Source organism: Paraglaciecola algarum (assembly GCF_021532655.1).
Classification (GTDB): Bacteria; Pseudomonadota; Gammaproteobacteria; order Enterobacterales; family Alteromonadaceae; genus Paraglaciecola; species Paraglaciecola algarum.
On the sequence record NZ_JAKGAS010000004.1, the window covers coordinates 1 to 17440 of the forward strand.

15 protein-coding genes are annotated in these 17440 nt (G+C 36.5%); 13 read left to right on the forward strand and 2 right to left on the reverse strand.

What is annotated here, in order from left to right:
• Nucleotides 1-72: 72 nt before the first annotated feature.
• Nucleotides 73-1302 (reverse strand): sigma-54 dependent transcriptional regulator, encoded by a 1230-nt coding sequence (locus L0668_RS08305; RefSeq protein ID WP_235311716.1) that lies wholly within the window; start codon nucleotides 1300-1302, stop codon nucleotides 73-75.
• A 192-nt stretch (nucleotides 1303-1494) separates the two neighbouring features.
• The gene (locus L0668_RS08310; protein WP_235311718.1) at nucleotides 1495-2298 is read right to left on the reverse strand and encodes a flagellin N-terminal helical domain-containing protein; all 804 of its coding nucleotides are present in this window, start codon (nucleotides 2296-2298) and stop codon (nucleotides 1495-1497) included.
• A gap of 240 nt (nucleotides 2299-2538) precedes the next feature.
• Here L0668_RS08310 and L0668_RS08315 point away from each other — a divergent pair, with 240 nt between their 5' ends.
• From L0668_RS08315 to L0668_RS08375, 13 genes are all read left to right on the forward strand, one after another.
• Entirely contained in the window at nucleotides 2539-3606 is a 1068-nt protein-coding gene (locus tag L0668_RS08315) for an SGNH/GDSL hydrolase family protein (protein ID WP_235311721.1), read from the forward strand.
• A complete protein-coding gene (locus L0668_RS08320; protein ID WP_235311722.1) occupies nucleotides 3566-5431 on the forward strand; it encodes a carbamoyltransferase family protein in 1866 nt (621 codons plus the stop codon). Before L0668_RS08315 ends, L0668_RS08320 begins: the two co-directional genes overlap by 41 nt.
• Nucleotides 5432-5761: 330 nt before the next feature.
• On the forward strand, nucleotides 5762-6436 hold the full coding sequence (locus L0668_RS08325; RefSeq protein WP_235311723.1) for a class I SAM-dependent methyltransferase: 675 nt from the start codon (nucleotides 5762-5764) through the stop codon (nucleotides 6434-6436).
• Nucleotides 6437-6447: 11 nt separating this feature from the next.
• On the forward strand, nucleotides 6448-7308 hold the full coding sequence (locus L0668_RS08330; protein WP_235311724.1) for a radical SAM/SPASM domain-containing protein: 861 nt from the start codon (nucleotides 6448-6450) through the stop codon (nucleotides 7306-7308).
• 11 nt (nucleotides 7309-7319) lie between these two features.
• Nucleotides 7320-8309, forward strand: coding sequence for a class I SAM-dependent methyltransferase (locus tag L0668_RS08335; protein WP_235311725.1), 990 nt, complete (start codon nucleotides 7320-7322; stop codon nucleotides 8307-8309).
• Complete coding sequence (locus L0668_RS08340; protein ID WP_235311726.1) at nucleotides 8309-9547, forward strand: aminotransferase class III-fold pyridoxal phosphate-dependent enzyme; 1239 nt, start codon at nucleotides 8309-8311, stop codon at nucleotides 9545-9547. The genes L0668_RS08335 and L0668_RS08340 overlap by 1 nt, the downstream gene beginning before the upstream one ends.
• Nucleotides 9544-10569, forward strand: coding sequence for a hypothetical protein (locus L0668_RS08345; RefSeq protein WP_235311727.1), 1026 nt, complete (start codon nucleotides 9544-9546; stop codon nucleotides 10567-10569). The genes L0668_RS08340 and L0668_RS08345 overlap by 4 nt, the downstream gene beginning before the upstream one ends.
• Nucleotides 10559-11071 (forward strand): adenylyl-sulfate kinase, encoded by a 513-nt coding sequence (locus tag L0668_RS08350; RefSeq protein WP_235311729.1) that lies wholly within the window; start codon nucleotides 10559-10561, stop codon nucleotides 11069-11071. Before L0668_RS08345 ends, L0668_RS08350 begins: the two co-directional genes overlap by 11 nt.
• Nucleotides 11072-11087: 16 nt before the next feature.
• A complete protein-coding gene (locus L0668_RS08355) occupies nucleotides 11088-11867 on the forward strand; it encodes a class I SAM-dependent methyltransferase (protein WP_235311730.1) in 780 nt (259 codons plus the stop codon).
• 1 nt (nucleotide 11868) lies between these two features.
• On the forward strand, nucleotides 11869-14202 hold the full coding sequence (locus tag L0668_RS08360) for a PEP/pyruvate-binding domain-containing protein (RefSeq protein ID WP_235311731.1): 2334 nt from the start codon (nucleotides 11869-11871) through the stop codon (nucleotides 14200-14202).
• A 20-nt stretch (nucleotides 14203-14222) separates the two neighbouring features.
• Nucleotides 14223-14843 carry a gamma-glutamyl-gamma-aminobutyrate hydrolase family protein gene (locus L0668_RS08365; RefSeq protein WP_235311732.1) on the forward strand — a complete coding sequence of 207 codons (621 nt, stop codon included), beginning with the start codon at nucleotides 14223-14225 and terminating at the stop codon, nucleotides 14841-14843.
• Complete coding sequence (locus L0668_RS08370) at nucleotides 14836-15570, forward strand: phosphocholine cytidylyltransferase family protein (RefSeq protein ID WP_235311733.1); 735 nt, start codon at nucleotides 14836-14838, stop codon at nucleotides 15568-15570. Before L0668_RS08365 ends, L0668_RS08370 begins: the two co-directional genes overlap by 8 nt.
• The gene (locus L0668_RS08375; protein ID WP_235311734.1) at nucleotides 15567-17426 is read left to right on the forward strand and encodes a hypothetical protein; all 1860 of its coding nucleotides are present in this window, start codon (nucleotides 15567-15569) and stop codon (nucleotides 17424-17426) included. The genes L0668_RS08370 and L0668_RS08375 overlap by 4 nt, the downstream gene beginning before the upstream one ends.
• Nucleotides 17427-17440 lie beyond the last annotated feature (14 nt).

Sequence of the window (17440 nt, forward strand, 5' to 3'; positions counted from 1 at the left end):
TTTCTTACTCATTATTACCTCGTTGGTTTTGGTTATGATACCTCCAACAATGTGTTTTGAATAATTAGACCATTACACCTCTTCACTACTATCCGCATTATCGCCAAATAGAGCGTTAATAGCCTCACGCTCTAACAACTCTTCAGGATAATCGGGCTCGTATGTTTCAGCGTCGATATGCTTGTATTTTTTAGGTAAGTCAGCCAAATCAATTAAACGATCGGGATATAAGATCATTAATCGCTCAACCAAATTAGACAACTCTCTGACATTCCCCGCCCAATTATGCTCCATAAGTGAAGTTAAGGCATTTTCGGTAAAGCGTATTTGAGAGTTTTCAGTTTCAAGTCGAGAGACTAATTCTTGCAGTAATAAGGGTATGTCTTCTTTTCGTTCACGTAATGCCGGGCTTTCAATAGGAAACACATTAAGTCGATAATACAAATCTTCTCTGAACAGACCTTGTTCAATCATGTCTTCTAAATTTCTATGGGTAGCAGCAATGACTCGCACATTACATTTAATAGGTTTAGTACCACCTACCCTTTCATAAGTACGTTCTTGTAACACACGCAGCAACTTTACTTGCATTTGCAGTGGCATATCGCCAATTTCATCTAAAAATAAGGTACCGCCCTCTGCTAATTCGAAACGACCTTTTCTGGCTCCAACAGCTCCAGTAAATGCGCCTTTTTCGTGACCAAACAATTCACTTTCTAACAATTCACCAGGAATAGCACCACAGTTCACAGGGATAAAAATACTGTCTGTGCGGTTAGACAAAAAATGAACGTTTCTAGCAATCACCTCTTTACCTGTGCCTGACTCGCCAAGCACCAAAACATTGGCCTCAGTAGGAGCAACTTGTTCTATTAAATGCCTAACACTTTGAATTTGATTGCTTTTACCCACTAAACTTCGGAATAATCGGGTTTTATTTTGTACACTGGTTTTAGCACTAGGTTGATGACGAATATATTCTTGGCAACGATGTAACATTTGAGTCAAAATCGGATAAGTGACAGGCTCATCCACCACACCCACTATATTACCTTTAGGTTCAAAACCATCTAAATTACCAACAAATACAAAAGGCTGTTGTGGAAATTTTTCGCTAATATCTGAAGCTAAATCCAGATTACTAGCATCAATTAATACTGCTTGGATATCTTGTCTTTCTTGAAGGGTGGAGATCGCTGATGAAAATGGCACGTTAATACAAACATCACCTAAGAAGGCCAGAATAGTACTTAGATTATTGGCCCGTACTTCGTCAGAACTAATAATCAAAACATTGCTCATCCCATCTCCAGTATTTCGATGTTGTTATAATTAACTGTAATGTATACGATTTTAACCATTAAAGAGTGGATAGCAATAAAATAATTTAAAGGGATTTTAGTAAAAGAATATAATCGTATTTTATTTAAGCAAAAAAAAGAGCAGCCAAGCCACTCTTAATTCTTTGTATTAAAACAAACTGTCATTTACAAACTATCCATTCAATAATGAAAGTACTTGCCCTGCTTGTTGATTAGAAATATTTTGTACTGCAATACTGGTATCACTCAAAATACCCGCAGCAGCATTTTCAGATGTAGCCTGGGCATAATCGGTATCTTGAATTCGACTTCTGGCAGCAGCAATATTTACATCAGCTTGCTGCAAATTACGGGCGGCACTTTCAAATTGATTTTGTGTGGCACCTAGATCAGCGCGTGCGCTGCCAACAAATTCAACCGCACTATCTGCAGCGACTAATGCATCTTCAGCGCCTTGAGCGGTACTTAGGTCAACATTTAAAATGTCACTTAAACCAGCCGCTACGTCTTGAGTTTGCACGCCAATCTTTTGTCCTGCATTAGCACCGACTTGAAAATCGATATTTCCATCAGAGCCTAACAATGACTTACCACCAAACTCGGTTTGTTCGATAGTTTGAGAAATATTTTCTTGTAACTGGCTGACTTCTGCTTGAATGGCACTTCTATCAGAATCACTTAAAATACCATTACCAGCCTGAACCGATAATTCACGAATACGATTCACATCTTCGCCAATTCCAGACAATCCACCTTCAGCCACTTGGGCTAAAGACACGCCATCGTAGGCATTTGAAACAGCTTGACGTGTGCCTTCTACTTGCGAAGTTAAGCGGTCAATAATTTGTTGAGCTGCAGCACCATCAGCCGCACTATTAATACGTTTGCCTGAAGATAGCTTTTCCAAAATAGACTCTTGTTTATTCTGGATCTGCTGTAACAAAGACGTATTTGAACCATTATCAATTTTAATCATAGGAATACCCTCCTCTACCTTTGCTTAGAATAGCAGACAAGCGGTCATTTTTTAAACACCATTTTCTTTTCATTAATTATTTATATCAATAACTATGTATATAAAGCTAAATATACGATCTGAAATTATTGGAACATGACCATTTATTTAGTCCGGAGTTAATATTATAAAAATCATTAAACATTCATTTATTAAAACCGATATAGTACTTATACGCTCCATTTTTTATTTGGAATTACTTTGAAAAACAATATATTGGAGGTTGTGGGACTCATTACTCCAGGTCGATACCAGAAAATCCAATGTAGGGATTACCCACCAAATAAACACTATAGATTAAAACCACCTGCTGATAAGGTTGCAGATTCTAATGGTCATCTAGATGACACTTTTTTTACAATGCAAACTGACGAAAATGGATTTATTGGTTTAAATAAAGAGTCTAAAAAAACTACGGCGAAAGTGTATTTTTTAGGAGGTAGTACAACGGAATGTATTTGGAATAATGCTGATGTTAGGTGGCCCACACGAGTAGCGACTGACTTTAATAAACGATGCAATAGTGGAATCAAAATCAATTGTTTCAATTCCGGTGTATGGGGAAATACGACAGCTCAAAGTGTCAACCTTTTAATTAATAAAATTTTGCCCCTAAAGCCCAATTGTGTGGTTATGATGCACAATATTAATGACTTAGTGTTAATGATCCATGAATCTGATTATTGGAAAGCGCATACCCCTTCTCGTAAAATTTTAGCTCGCAGTGCATGGGATGCCATGCCAAGTAGCATGATGCGGAAAGTTTACTTAAATAAAAAAATAAATAAGCTCAAGCGTATAGTAGGCGATTTATTAGGTTTGACTGAAAATAAAAATGATGAGTTTGCAAAGGTAAGAAACCTACCATCAAAATTAGATGAAAAAACTTACCTCAAGCAATTTACTGACAATTTGCATCTCTTTATATTTACCTGCCGTCTAAAGCATGTTCACCCTATATTAATGACCCAAGCGAGTCGTTTGAAAGATAACCCTGACAATATTATTCGAGAACATGTAGAAACCATGATGAAAGAAAAAGGATTATCTTATGAAAAAGTCTCTGGATATTTTAATTCATTAAATAATTGTATTAGACAAGTTGCTGCTGAGCTAAACGTCACCTTAATCGACTTAGAAAGTGCAATCCCAAAAACTGAAGACATGATGTTTGATTCAGTTCATTTTACTGATAAAGGCTGCATAACAGTTGCTAGCCATATTGCTGATGAATTGTTCAAGCTACAAATTTTCGATTCTAAAAGTTAAGGAACGGCTTATGTATACTCTTGGCATTTCAGCTTATTATCATGACTCAGCGGCAGCTCTGCTTAAAGACGATAAAATAATTGCAGCAGCTCAGGAAGAAAGGTTTACGCGTATAAAACATGACGCAGCATTCCCAATTAAGGCTGTAAATTATTGTCTGGAGGAAGCTGAAATTTCACTATCACAAATTGATAGCATCGTGTACTACGAAAACCCAACCTTAAAGCTCAGTCGCATCATTTCTAACCACATCAAAAACGTATTCAAAGGCTTTTTTTTGTATATGGATACTTTTCCTCAATATTTATTACAAAAACACTTCATTAAACGAAACGTAACAAAAATATTAGGCAAAGAAGCTGCCGCTAAGTTAACTTTTTTACATCATCATACTTCACACTTAGCCAGTGCTTTCTACCCTTCTCCATTTGAAGATGCAGCCATTATCACGATGGATGGAGTGGGTGAAATCGAAACCACCACTATTGCTCATGGTGAAGGTTCAAATATTCAAATTAAGAAAACCTTAGAATTTCCAGATTCAGTAGGCTTACTATATTCCGTATTTACAGTATTTTGTGGATTTAAGGTAAATTCTGGCGAATACAAATTAATGGGGTTAGCTCCCTATGGCCAACCTAAATATAAAGATTTAATCCAAGATAAATTAGTAAAAATATTTGCTGACGGATCTATAAAGTTGAATATGGAGTATTTCAATTTCTGCCATGAACCGAGAATGTTTGGTGAAAAGCTCGAAAAATTAATAGGTATACCAGCTAGAACGTCCGAGTCTCCACTTACCCAGGAATATGCAGATATAGCCTCTTCTATTCAGGATGTAACAGAAATAATAGTTTTGAAAATTGCTCAATATGCCAAAACTATGACTAATAGCAAAAATCTATGTTTGGCTGGAGGAGTGGCACTTAACTGCGTTGCCAATGGTCGTTTACTTAAAGAAAGCGGCTTTGATAAGATATGGATACAACCAGCATCGGGTGATGCCGGAACTGCGCTAGGCGCGGCATTACATCATGTATATTCCTGCAAACCTCGAACTGTTGAGCGCGAGAACACTGATTCCATGCAAGGCAGTTATTTAGGTCCTCAATTCTCTGACGAAAATATTGAAAAAGCTCTGATCAAATTAGACTTATCATTCACAAAATTAAAGCCAGATACGTTAATTGAACAAACTGCCTCCTTATTAAAAAACGATAAAGTAATAGGATGGTTTCAAGGAAGAATGGAGTTTGGGCCAAGAGCCTTAGGAAATAGGAGTATAATTGGCAACGCGCAAAGTCCAAATCTACAAAAACAAATGAATCTTAAAATTAAATTTAGAGAGTCATTTAGGCCATTTGCCCCTAGTGTTTTAGAAGAAGATGTAGAACATTATTTTCAACTACAATGCCCCTCACCTTATATGTTGCTTGTTGCGACAGTTAACCAAGATAGGTGTTTAAACGATGGAATTTCCCCTAACATAGAATCTGATATTCATCAGGTACGCTCGGACATTCCTGCCGTAACTCACGTTGATTACACGGCTAGAGTACAAAGCGTTTCTAAAAAGACCAACCCCAAGTACCACGCTTTGATTTCTAAATTTAAGTCCATAACCGATTCAGCAGTAATCATTAATACATCATTTAATATAAGAGGGGAGCCAATCGTTTGCACACCAGAAGATGCTATAAAGTGTTTCAAATTAACACATATGGATGCCTTAGCGATTGGTAACTATTTAGTATTAAAAGAACAAAACCCTTCGAATAAGGAAGAAATAGATGAATACATCAACTCTTTTGAAAAAGATTAAGTACGTGCTTTTGTATATTTTTAGTCTAATTATCTATTTATTTTACATCGTTCCAGTAGGTATTATTGCGCGTTTATATAAAAAGCCGCTTAAACAAGATAGTAATTGGAGTTAATTATGGTTTACCTAGGTATTGGTGTTATTTTGATTATATGTGCGGCACTTTGGTTTAAAAAACGTAAAAAAGTAAAAAAGGGAGATACATACACTCTTTGGTAGAGGCAAACACAAGTGTATTTCTACAAAAAATATATACCAATTAATACTTTTCATTAAGTGGTCGATAGGTAGTTAAGATAGTTTTTTAATTAAACTAGCATAGGATGTTGAATGACCCATAACGTCTCAAAAGATTTTATTTTTACCGAAGATGAAAGTGGAAAAATGAAATTTGTCGGAAATTTTGATGAATATTATCAATCGGAGAAAGATCCTTGGGATCAATCTGCCCAGGGCGAATCCGCAGAATATTACATCCAGTCTAGAGATCGCGTTGCAGCTTGGCTAAACAAAACCAATGCTAATAATATTCTAGAGATCGGCTGTGGGCTCGGGTATGCAAGCGAGCACTTTGCCAATATTCACTCAGCAAAATATGTAGGTTGGGATATTAGTGAATCTGCCATTCTGAAAGCCCAAGAATTATTTCCAAACTTTAATTTTGCAATGCGCGACATAACCACCCCCAATTTAAAAATCGAAGATAAATATGATGTTGTTATCCTAAATCAACTGTTGTGGTACATATTACCCCAGTTAGATGACGTCTTAAAAAACTGCCTAAATTTACTAGAAAACAACGGCAAACTCATCATTAGCAACGCTTTTGCTAGAGAGCAACGTTTTGGCAACGAATACATTGATGGCTTCGCTGGAGCTTATCAATATTTTGGTTCTGTAAGAGGTTATGCAAAATTAACCCACGCAGAATTTAATGATGAAGGATTTAGAAATCAAGATGGACTTTTTATCATCGAAAATAATGCATGTTCTGGTACTGATTAAGAGAGTTACAGATGTTAAATGAAGCAACAAAATCTAATTTACGCAGAAAATCAGTTTATATCGATGATGTTCAAATAATCGACGATACACCTTTGTTTAGCTGGATCGATATTAACCCAACTGAACTTTGTAATAGAAAATGTGTATTTTGCCCTCGGGTGCATGAAGAAGAATACCCTAATCAGCAACTACATATGGATCTTGGTTTAGCGCAAAAAATAGCCGACGATTTAATAAAATTAAACTATCAAGGGGTTATTGTTTTCTCGGGGTTTGGCGAACCCATGATGCACCCACAATTCACCGAATTAGTTTCTATTTTCAAAGATGTATGTCGACTAGAGATTGTCACCAATGGAGACTTTTTGAAAGAAAAAAAGATCACTGAGTTGCACCAAGCTGGATTAGATTATTTTGTCGTCAGTATGTACGATGGTCCAGAGCAAAGAGCAAAATTCAATGAAAAATTTTCCAATTGTGGATTAGATGAAAGTCACTATATTTTACGTGATCGGTGGCACAATGAAGAAGATAGTTTTGGTTTAAAATTAACTAATCGTGCAGGTACCATAAACGTAGGAGATCAAGCCCCCATAGACGTTAAACACCCCTGTTATTATACGGCCTATTCACTCACTCTTGATTGGAATGGTGATGTTTTATTATGTATGCAAGATTGGAATCGTAAAGTTAAATTTGGCAACTTACATGCACAAACATTGATGGATGTATGGACATCTCGTTACTACAACCAATTCAGAAAAAAACTACTAAATGGTTCTAGAGCCTGTGCACCTTGTAGCGGTTGTAATACTGACGGAACGTTACATGGTCACGAACATGCCAAAATTTGGCGCCCAATTATTAAGTAGCAGTTAAACACATGAGTAATATTACTTTTGATGCAATTCATACCCAAACCAAACAAAAAAAACTGACTGAAATGATGCACCAGTCAGCCCGAGTGTGTCATGAAATGCATAACCCTAATCCGGTGTTAAACCAGTGTTCAATATGTCAATCAAATAATATTAACTTTCACGTTGAAAAGTTTGGTTTTAGACTCGACCGTTGTGACGATTGTGAACAAATATTTTGCAATCCCATGCCCAGCCATGAACAACTAGCCAGCTATTACAATGGACCAATGAAAGAGTTTGAAAATCAATTTTTTGCTGATTCATTTGAAAACCGTATCCCTATTTTTAGCCACCGGATCAATGTCATCCATAACTATGTAAAACAAGGCCTTCTTCTGGACATAGGCAGTGCAATAGGCATATTCATCGAAGCACTAAAACGTTCAAATACTGAACTATCAATTCATTGTTGCGAACCAAGTGCCGATGCCTGTACAAGGTTAAAGCAACGTTTCCCTGAAATTAATTTATATAATAATTGGTTACAAGACCTTCCCTCTGAAGAAAAGTATGACGCGATTACTTTGTGGGACACAATTGAGCATATTGAAGATATCGATATATTTACCCAAAAAGTATTTTCTTTGTTAAAACCTGGTGGTTATTGGTTCTTTTCAACACCTAATACCCATAGTTTTGAATGGCAAATAGCAGGAAAAGATCACGTTCAATTATTACCACCTGGGCATATCAATTTATTTAATCCAAACAGTATCGAAATATTAATGCACCGACATGGATTTAACATCAGCGAAATGCAAACTCCAAATGGCACGTTAGACATAAGTTACATTGATAAGCTAACCCAATCTTCAAATCAGTATGACGAGCACTTGGGAAGTTTCCTAAAAACACACTTACAAGACGAAAACTTCAAGCAACAATTTGCTCAATTACTCTCAACCACAACCACAGCTGGTAATGTATTCGTGATCGCGAGAAAGCCAGCATAATGAAGACGTCTTTCAAAATATTAAATGGTGGATATAACCAGTCTAATCAACAATTTGTCAAAGGTGTTAAAAATACTCTGACATCTTTAGATGGTGAAAATTATATCGATATGACTATGGGCGCTGGTTCACTTATTTTTGGCCACGCTGATGAAGATATTGTTAAAGCAATTGAGCAGCAAGCTAAATGCTCGCCTATATATTTACAAAATAACCCAGTTATCCAAGCCCTAGGTCAAAAGGTTAGCGAATTTTTACCAGACAATTTAAGTAATTATATCTTTTGTAATACGGGTAGTGAAGCAACCCAAAGGGCCATCAGGTTAGCCAGAGCCGCAACTGGAAAAATGCATATCGCATCTTTTCAAGGTGGCTGGCACGGAATGAATGAGTGGACATTGTTAGATGATGGTGGACGATTTGGTGAAACTAAAATTAGGAGCTACGCTGGTATCCCAGACTCTGCGTTAGAATACTCATTACTTTTGCCTTATAACGATGAAAGCATTTGGCCTACACTTAAAGAAAATGCCGACAAACTTGCGGCTATTATCATAGAGCCGATCCAAGGGTCTAACCCTCAACCCGCAATTAAAGATTACTTAACTAAATTAGTTAAGCATTGTCGATCATTGGGCATACTGGTTATTTTTGATGAAATAATCACCGGGTTTCGTGTCGCTAAGGGGGGCGCAAGCCAAGCGTTTAACCTTGAAGCTGATATTGTGACCTATGGTAAAGTTCTCGGTGGAGGCTTACCCATGGGGTTAGTCGCTTGTAATCAGTTTGTTTATGATAATACGTTTGCAGAACCGACCAAAAGCATACTAACTGGAGGAACTTTTTCTGCCAACCCTTTATCCGCAGCTGCGGGATTGGCGACTTTGAATAAATTAACAGACGAAGTGTACGCTCGAATATCAGACTTATCTGATTATTTTCGTAATTCGCTTAATCAAACATTCCAAAAACTCGACATTCCGTTTATGGCCAACGGTTATCAATCTATTAGCCGCATTTACTTTACAAATAAGCCAATTCAAAATAGAAAACAACGAGACGCACTAGAATGCCCAGCACATGTTCAGTCTAAATTTAGAGAAGAACTATGGAAAGCAGGTATTATCTGGCCAACAAATGGTATCGTTTGTATGCCTGCTACTCAAACTAAAAGTACTCTAGATACAGTGATTACTCACGTAATGAATTGTGCTCAAAAGGCGTTAGCTCATAAATGAAAAAACTTCATTTCAAAACCCCTTTTTATAATTTCTATTCACCGTTACTTTTCAAATTAAGAAAGCTGCATTCAGTATTGTTAGCCAAATTATGGGCCCTGCCGCCAGAACAAACCAAACAGTTGATTCTTTACAATTGGGATAGATACCTAGCGAACAAGTTCTACTCGGAGGTGCCTTATTTCCCTGGTCAAAAAATTAATTTCAATAATATCAAACGTAAAAGTGACACTATTTTTATATTAGGATGTGGCGCTAGCATTAACGACTTAACAGAAAATGAATGGCAAATCATTAATCAGCACGACAGTATAGGTGTGAATTATTTTTACGCTCATCATTTTTGCCCTAGGTTTCATATGATTGAATTAGGTCAATCTCCTAAATCAATGGCATGTTTAAATGATCATTTATTAAGTCAAGAATCGCGTAAAAACGAAATGGCCTTTTTGCAAATGCGCCACCTTCTGCGTAGAGATACAGTTGATTTAGACGATAGTAATAATAACCTTTATCTATATTCGCCATCAGTACCTAAAAGCACATCAGTACCATTAATCAGACACATTTTAACAAGATGGTTTAATAAAGCAGGAACACTCATTCATCATGCTTCGAATCTAGATTGTACAGTGCATTTCGCCCATCAGCTTGGGTATAAGAAAATTTATCTGTTGGGTGTAGATTTGAATAACAATCAATATTTTTGGGATCTAATGCAAGCAAACCGCCAAGCAATTCATGATGTTAAAGCTGCTACTCAGGACGACTATAGAATTAGTAACTTTAATCCTGACCCTAAAGCTAAGCATGCCACTGCAGATAAAAAACATACAGCAAGCAATAAATCGTTAACCATAGTCGATTATTTAACAATTATTAATGAGAATATTTTCAGCCCACTAGGCATACACTTTGCAACATGTTCACCTAACTCCTTGTTACGTGAACATTTTGACTATGTTGAACTGAGCTCACTAAAAGTGGGCGAAGATTTGGAAAAATTAAACCATGACACCTAAAGTACTTTGGATTACAGGCTTGCCAGGCTCAGGGAAAACTACTACAGCGAAGTTAATTTGCGAGCAACTAAAACACAATGGTAAGCAAGTAATATTATTAGACGGAGATGAAATGCGCAGAGTATTTGGGGTAGCTGGGGGGTATTCGATAGAGGAGCGTAAACAACTGTCATATCAATATTCTAGGTTGGCTAAAATGATTTCAGATCAAGGGCATAATGTCATTGTTTCTACAGTTTCGCTTTTCCATGAAATACATGATTGGAATAGAAAAAATATTAATAATTATATTGAGATTTATCTAGATGTAGATATGGAAACGCTAAAAAAAAGAGATCAAGGGCAATTATATTCAAGTGCTCAAAATGGGACACTAGACAAGGTAGTAGGTATTAATATTGCGGCTGAAACGCCCCAAAATCCAGATATTAGAATTACCAACGACACACAACTAGATGCAACATCGATAGCCAAAATGATTATCAAGAGCTGCAATTTATAAAAAGAGTATTCAAATTATGACAACAAATAAAAAAAGCGGCGATTTTACAGGTCTAGCTGATAACTATTCAAAATTTCGTCCTGCGTATTCTCAAAGTGTTTTAGATTGTATTATTTCGTTGCTACCGGCCCCAATGGCTGAAGTTGACTTTGTTGATGTTGGTGCAGGTACTGGAATTTGGACCAGAATGGTCAGCGAAATGTTGCCAAACTCTACAATTGCAATAGAGCCCAATGATGACATGCGCAAATTTGGCAAAATGGATTCCGAAAAATTGCCTATACAATGGATGGCAGGCAGTGGTGAAGCAATCGACTTATCTGATAACTCTGCTGACCTACTTACAATGGCCTCTTCATTTCATTGGGTTGATTTTGAAAAAGGCACTAAGGAGTTTTCCCGAATTCTGCGTCCAAATGGCAGATTCGTTGCTCTATGGAATCCTCGCCATATCGAAAGAAACCCTATATTGGTAGAAATTGAACAAAAACTATATGAGTTGGTTCCTGAGTTAAAAAGAGTATCCTCAGGCAGATCCGGATTAACTGAAAATTTAACCGATATGTTAACTAGCAGTCCTTATTTCGATGACGTAGTGTTTCTTTCAGCGGAACATTCGGTTAAACAGTCTACTGAAGAATATTTAGGTGTATGGTGGTCTGTAAATGACATAAGGGCACAAGCAGGAGAGCAAAGGTTTTCCGAGTTTATGAGTTTTGTGGAGCAAAGAATTTCTGGCATGGACTATTTGGATGTCACTTATACGACTAGAGCATGGGTCGCCAAACGAATTTAGCATGAAAACTTTAAATTTCTCTTCTAAAGCACTGAACTTAGCGAACTTAGAAACACAATTGCGCAGCGCAAAAATAATGCCGCAGCTGCCAATTACGGCTATAGAATGGGAAAGTGCAGAGCAAAAATTAGCAAACTTAACCAGGCTCCCCCACTGGATTAACGATACTGTCATAGTCAGAAGTAGTGCCGAAAATGAAGATGGCATTGATAACTCTATGGCGGGGAAGTATCTATCAATTGCGGATGTAAAAAGTCATTTCGAAATAGAACAAGCTATCTCAAAAGTATTCAATAGTTTTGACCAGTTCCACCCGCACAACGGTGTATTCGTACAACCCATGCTTAGTGATGTAGCTATGAGTGGCGTTGCATTTAGTCGAGATCCCAACAGTGCTGGCCATTACTATATAATCAACTACGACGAAGAATCAGGCCGGCTTGATACTGTTACAGATGGTAGCAGTAACAACTTAAAAACCTATTACCAAAGCAAAGACAAAAACTTAACAAGCCATCCGACTTTTCGCTCTATAATCAAGCTCATTGACGAATTAGAACAGACCTTTAACTATGACTCTATAGACATTGAGTTTGCTATTACACGTGAAAACGAACTTATACTTTTACAGGTTCGTCCATTGGTAAAAAATTCTACAAATAACATTTCTTTGCAAAAACAAAGTGAAGTACTTTCCAATATAGAAAGTACCGTTGCTAGGTTGTCAAATAGCCATCCTTATTTACTAGGTAAAAAAGGTATATTTGGCATTATGCCTGATTGGAATCCAGCGGAAATGATTGGCGTTCGTCCTCGCCCTCTTTCCTTTTCTTTGTATAGAGAACTTATTACAGATAACATCTGGGCCTATCAGCGACATAATTATGGATATCGAAATTTACGCAGCTTTCCATTATTAGTTAACTTGAACGGCTCTCCATACGTAGATGTAAGAGTTAGTTTTAACTCTTTTATTCCAGCTGATCTAGATGAACCGCTAGCAGAAAAGTTAGTTGAAGTTTACTTAGGAAAATTACGCGATAATCCTAATTATCATGACAAGGTTGAATTCGAAATTATACATTCTTGTTATACACCAGATATTAGTGAGCGACTGGCCTACCTAAAAGAGTATGACTTTTCTGATGCTGATATCGCCAGTATTAAAGCTTCATTAAAAACCATAACAGACAAAATTATTTATTCAAAAAGTGCGCTATGGATAAAAGATCTTGCAAAAATTGAGAAGCTAAAACACCGTCAAGCAGCCATTAACAACAGTGAATTGAGTGATATTGAAAAAATTTATTGGTTATTAGAAGACTGTAAACGTTACGGCACCTTGCCATTTGCCGGATTAGCTAGAGCTGGATTTATAGCCATTCAAATTTTAAAATCATTTGTCGGAATGAATTTAATTGATGCCAAAGAATACGACTTAATACTGAGTACAAAAGAAACTGTAAGTTCAGAAATGTCTAAGGACTATAAAGTTTTAGGCAAATCACAGTTTTTAAAAAAATATGGTCATCTCAGACCTGGTGCATACGACATTTTAACCAAACGTTATGATGAAGCACCCGAGCAATATTTTAACGACATTAAAGAAGATGTGCTTGAAATGACGCATTCAACGCTAGCTCAAAATGTATTTAGTATTGAGCAGAGGCTTAAGCAAGACCTCAATAAAATAGGCTATAGTGAAAATATTGACGAACTATTCGACTTTTTGTGGGGGGCAATTAAAGGCCGAGAATATGGCAAATTTGTATTTACCAAAAGTCTCTCCGATATTTTATCCTTACTGTCTAATTGGGGAGAGAGCCTTGGTATAAGTAAAGACGATATGTCTTATGCTGACATACAAGTCGTAAAGCAATTTTACTCATGTAGCGAAGAAAACACTCCGGTATTAAAAAGAAGTATTGAAAATGGCAGAACAACTTTTAAAGATTTATGTTGCCTACAGTTACCAGCGTTAATTACGTCCTCAAATCAGGTCAAACAGTTTACACGACCTAAAAGTGAACCCAATTACATTACCTTAGGGAGTACATCGGGATCAGTCATTGATATTGAGCAAGATAAATCAAAATTTCAAGGCAACATCTTAATGATCCCCAATGCGGATCCCGGATTTGACTGGATATTTTTACATAAAATTTCAGGATTTATTACCATGTATGGTGGTGCTAACTCTCATATGGCTATAAGAGCTTGCGAATTAGGAATTCCAGCCATAGTGGGGGCTGGTGAAGCCCTATATAATACCTGGTCCAACGCAAAACGTTTAAATATCGATTGCGCGAACAAAACAGTGACAGCGTTAAAATAATGCTCAAGATAGCCGTATCCATGAGAGCCGATACAAACCCGTCTTATGCAGAAATAAGAGATGGGATTGATCAACGCTGGTTATCGTTTTTATTAGCCTGCAACTTACAACCTATCATAGTGCCAAATAACCTTACACTTATAAAAATGATATGTGCTGAAGTTAATTTTGATGGCCTGTTGTTAACAGGTGGAAACAACGTTGCGAGCGATGGTTTATTAGATAAAAATAGAGATGAGTGTGAAAATATACTCTTGCAGCATGCGTTAGATAAAGATTTACCCGTACTTGGCGTATGCAGAGGCATGCAATTTATTTCCCATTATTTTGGTTCTGCCTTACGAGCCTGTGAAGGACATGTGACAGAATCGTTGAAAATAGTACACAAATCTGAAAGTAGGCTGAGCAAAACAATTAAACACCTATCTAAAGTTAATTCTTATCACAATTTTCAAGTGTCAGCCCCCCCAAAAAATTTTGAGGTATTAGTTACGAGTGAAGACTCTGTAATTAAATGCATTGAACACAACTCAGCCCCAATAATGGGAATAATGTGGCACCCAGAACGTGACAAGCCATTTGTTAAAGAAAATATTCAATTATTTCAACAACTCTTTCAAAGGATGAATACCATTGCATAAAGGTTTAATACTTGCCGCCGGTCGCGGAAGCAGAATGGGTGCTCTAACTGATGATACACCAAAATGTTTTACAACTATTGACAACAAATGCTTAGTAGAATGGCAGCTAGAGGCATTGAATACTTCTGATATTGATGAGATTGGGATTATTACTGGTTATAAAAAAGAGTGTTTTAAATACCCTAATCATTATTTTCACAATCAAAGCTGGGCTTCAAGTAATATGGTCAGATCTCTTACCAAAGCTCATACTTGGTTGGAGAAATACGATTGCATTATCAGTTACTCAGATATCATTTACCCAAAAGAAGTCGTTGATTTGTTAACTTCAGAACGCTCAGATTTGGTTATTTCCTACGACCCGAATTGGTTAAAGCTTTGGCAACAAAGATTTGATGATCCACTTTCAGACGCTGAAACATTTCTACAAATTAACAATCGACTAATAGAAATAGGGGCAACTACTAACGATATTAACAATATACAAGGCCAGTTTATGGGCTTAATAAAAACGACTCCTGAAGGATGGAAAAAAATAGCAAAACATATCTCAAGTTATACAGAAGACGAGGTTAACAAGTTGGATATGACTGGTTTATTGAAGCGTTTAATTTCGGCTGGAATTGAAGTAAGAACGGTTGCCATTTCGTCGTGGTGGTTTGAAGTAGACTCACCTTCGGACAAAATAGTAGCAGAGCAATTTTTTTCAGAAATTAGTCAACAATGAAAAAACTTTTACTTTATTTTGAACAAGCCTACCTGCAAGACTATTTCATAACTGTTGCGAATCATTTACATCAAGAATTTCCCAACTTAGTTTCCCTTGGGAGTCCGAAAGAGTTACCCGAGTTTCCTTATAAAACCATCTTAATTACCAAAGAAAAACTACACAGTTGTCAACATGATTATGTATGGACTACCGCTGATTTATTGGATTACGTAAATAACCAAGCGTTCAAACTAGCCACATTTCACCATGCTGGGTATGGTGAGAGTGTATTTATCCCTAACTCAAATACCTTACGTCAAGCCGACTTGATCATGTGTGCAACGTATCAGCCTACGGTGAAAGTTAAAGCAGACGCTTTTCAAAACTTAATTCAAATCGATAACAGTAAAAAACTACTCATTGGTGCAATAGGTTACCCTAAATTCGACAGATGTTGGCATGCCTGTAAACAGCAGCAAATTAAAGACACAATAATTGTCTGCTTAACTGATGTTGACGACATTCACTACCATGTGTTCGAGCAACTAGATATATGTTTATCTACCCTGCTACAACAAACAAAAGACAATATTGTTTTACGGCCTTTTCCAAGAGACTTAAATAAAACTTCGTTCAAAGAGTTAATTAATAAATTTTCTAGCAATGAGCGATTTAGAGTTAGTCAAGGTTCTTATATCAGCACCTTTGCCACATCCAAGTACATGGTGTTTTTTGGGCGAAAAGACGCAACAACAGCCTATACATATGCTTACTCTACTGAAAAACCGGTACTATTTATTGAGCCACATATTTCTGCCAGAATTAATAAACGGGATATAGGTTATTCGATTCAGAATTCTTCTTTTTTAACACTTGGAATTGAGGCAATAAACCAAGACCCTGCTACAAATAGAATATTAAACTCTCGCCAGTCAAGTATTGATTTTGTTGGCCATAGTCTTGATAGAATAAAACAAGTAATAGGCTATTACTGCTTTAGCCAAACATCAATGAATAAAGATGTTTATGAGTACACATTAAATCCAAATACCTTCAATTTACCAAAAGCTCTGAATAGCCTACTAGAGTTGGTAGATCATGTTGCTAACACTGCCAAGCAGCACGGAAACTCTTATATCATTACTGATTATCTGAATTACTATTTAAAAAAGCTTCCTAAAAGTCTACTGCATGGTAAAGAAGAGCGACTAATTCTTTTTGTCATACGCGCAGAAGACCATATACAACCCAGCTCATTCTTCAGTGTTACATCGTTAATGTTATTAACTGCAGAAAAAAATGCAGTCGTTATACCTGCAAAGCAGGTGTCCGAGTTAACTCGTATTACAAAAAAGAAATATAATGAAATAGATTCACCATCCGAATTATTTAGACGAAAAGCGCTAGACCTGCTCGTACAATTAGGTGAAAGAGAAGTAAGCCAAAAAATAGCAAAAGAGTTGATGACTAGTATTGATAATAGAGTATTTATATCTTTGATCAATTGGACGCGAAAATTCAACTCTGATTATACGACTGAAATTGTGCTTAATTACTTAGCTATATGTAAATATTGGCAGCTTGATCTATTAACTGAAATAGTGAGTAAACAGTCTTATAGCTTTTTTGGGGACGGAGATTCAACCAGAAACTTAATTACATACATTCAATTTCATAATCTGCCATTACCAGACAAAATTTATACTTCTACGCCTAAAAACGACTTTTTAGACCAAATACAAATTTCGGATATAAAAGAGTTTCAAAATGAAGAATCAATTCTAATTGTGTCGCCAACTGCTTATGACGTGATCCATAATCGACTGTTAGATTTGGGCATTAACAAAAACAAATTAATTAAAATAGTAAATTGAACGATAAGTAATAG

Excerpts from the sequence above, each read along its gene's own strand:
- L0668_RS08305 (WP_235311716.1), bottom strand. The coding sequence starts at position 1,302 with ATGAGCAATGTTTTGATTATTAGTTCTGACGAAGTACGGGCCAATAAT.
- L0668_RS08310 (WP_235311718.1), bottom strand. The coding sequence starts at position 2,298 with ATGATTAAAATTGATAATGGTTCAAATACGTCTTTGTTACAGCAGATC.
- L0668_RS08320 (WP_235311722.1), top strand. The coding sequence starts at position 3,566 with ATGAATTGTTCAAGCTACAAATTTTCGATTCTAAAAGTTAAGGAACGG.
- L0668_RS08325 (WP_235311723.1), top strand. The coding sequence starts at position 5,762 with ATGACCCATAACGTCTCAAAAGATTTTATTTTTACCGAAGATGAAAGT.
- L0668_RS08330 (WP_235311724.1), top strand. The coding sequence starts at position 6,448 with ATGTTAAATGAAGCAACAAAATCTAATTTACGCAGAAAATCAGTTTAT.
- L0668_RS08335 (WP_235311725.1), top strand. The coding sequence starts at position 7,320 with ATGAGTAATATTACTTTTGATGCAATTCATACCCAAACCAAACAAAAA.
- L0668_RS08340 (WP_235311726.1), top strand. The coding sequence starts at position 8,309 with ATGAAGACGTCTTTCAAAATATTAAATGGTGGATATAACCAGTCTAAT.
- L0668_RS08345 (WP_235311727.1), top strand. The coding sequence starts at position 9,544 with ATGAAAAAACTTCATTTCAAAACCCCTTTTTATAATTTCTATTCACCG.
- L0668_RS08350 (WP_235311729.1), top strand. The coding sequence starts at position 10,559 with ATGACACCTAAAGTACTTTGGATTACAGGCTTGCCAGGCTCAGGGAAA.
- L0668_RS08355 (WP_235311730.1), top strand. The coding sequence starts at position 11,088 with ATGACAACAAATAAAAAAAGCGGCGATTTTACAGGTCTAGCTGATAAC.
- L0668_RS08360 (WP_235311731.1), top strand. The coding sequence starts at position 11,869 with ATGAAAACTTTAAATTTCTCTTCTAAAGCACTGAACTTAGCGAACTTA.
- L0668_RS08365 (WP_235311732.1), top strand. The coding sequence starts at position 14,223 with ATGAGAGCCGATACAAACCCGTCTTATGCAGAAATAAGAGATGGGATT.
- L0668_RS08375 (WP_235311734.1), top strand. The coding sequence starts at position 15,567 with ATGAAAAAACTTTTACTTTATTTTGAACAAGCCTACCTGCAAGACTAT.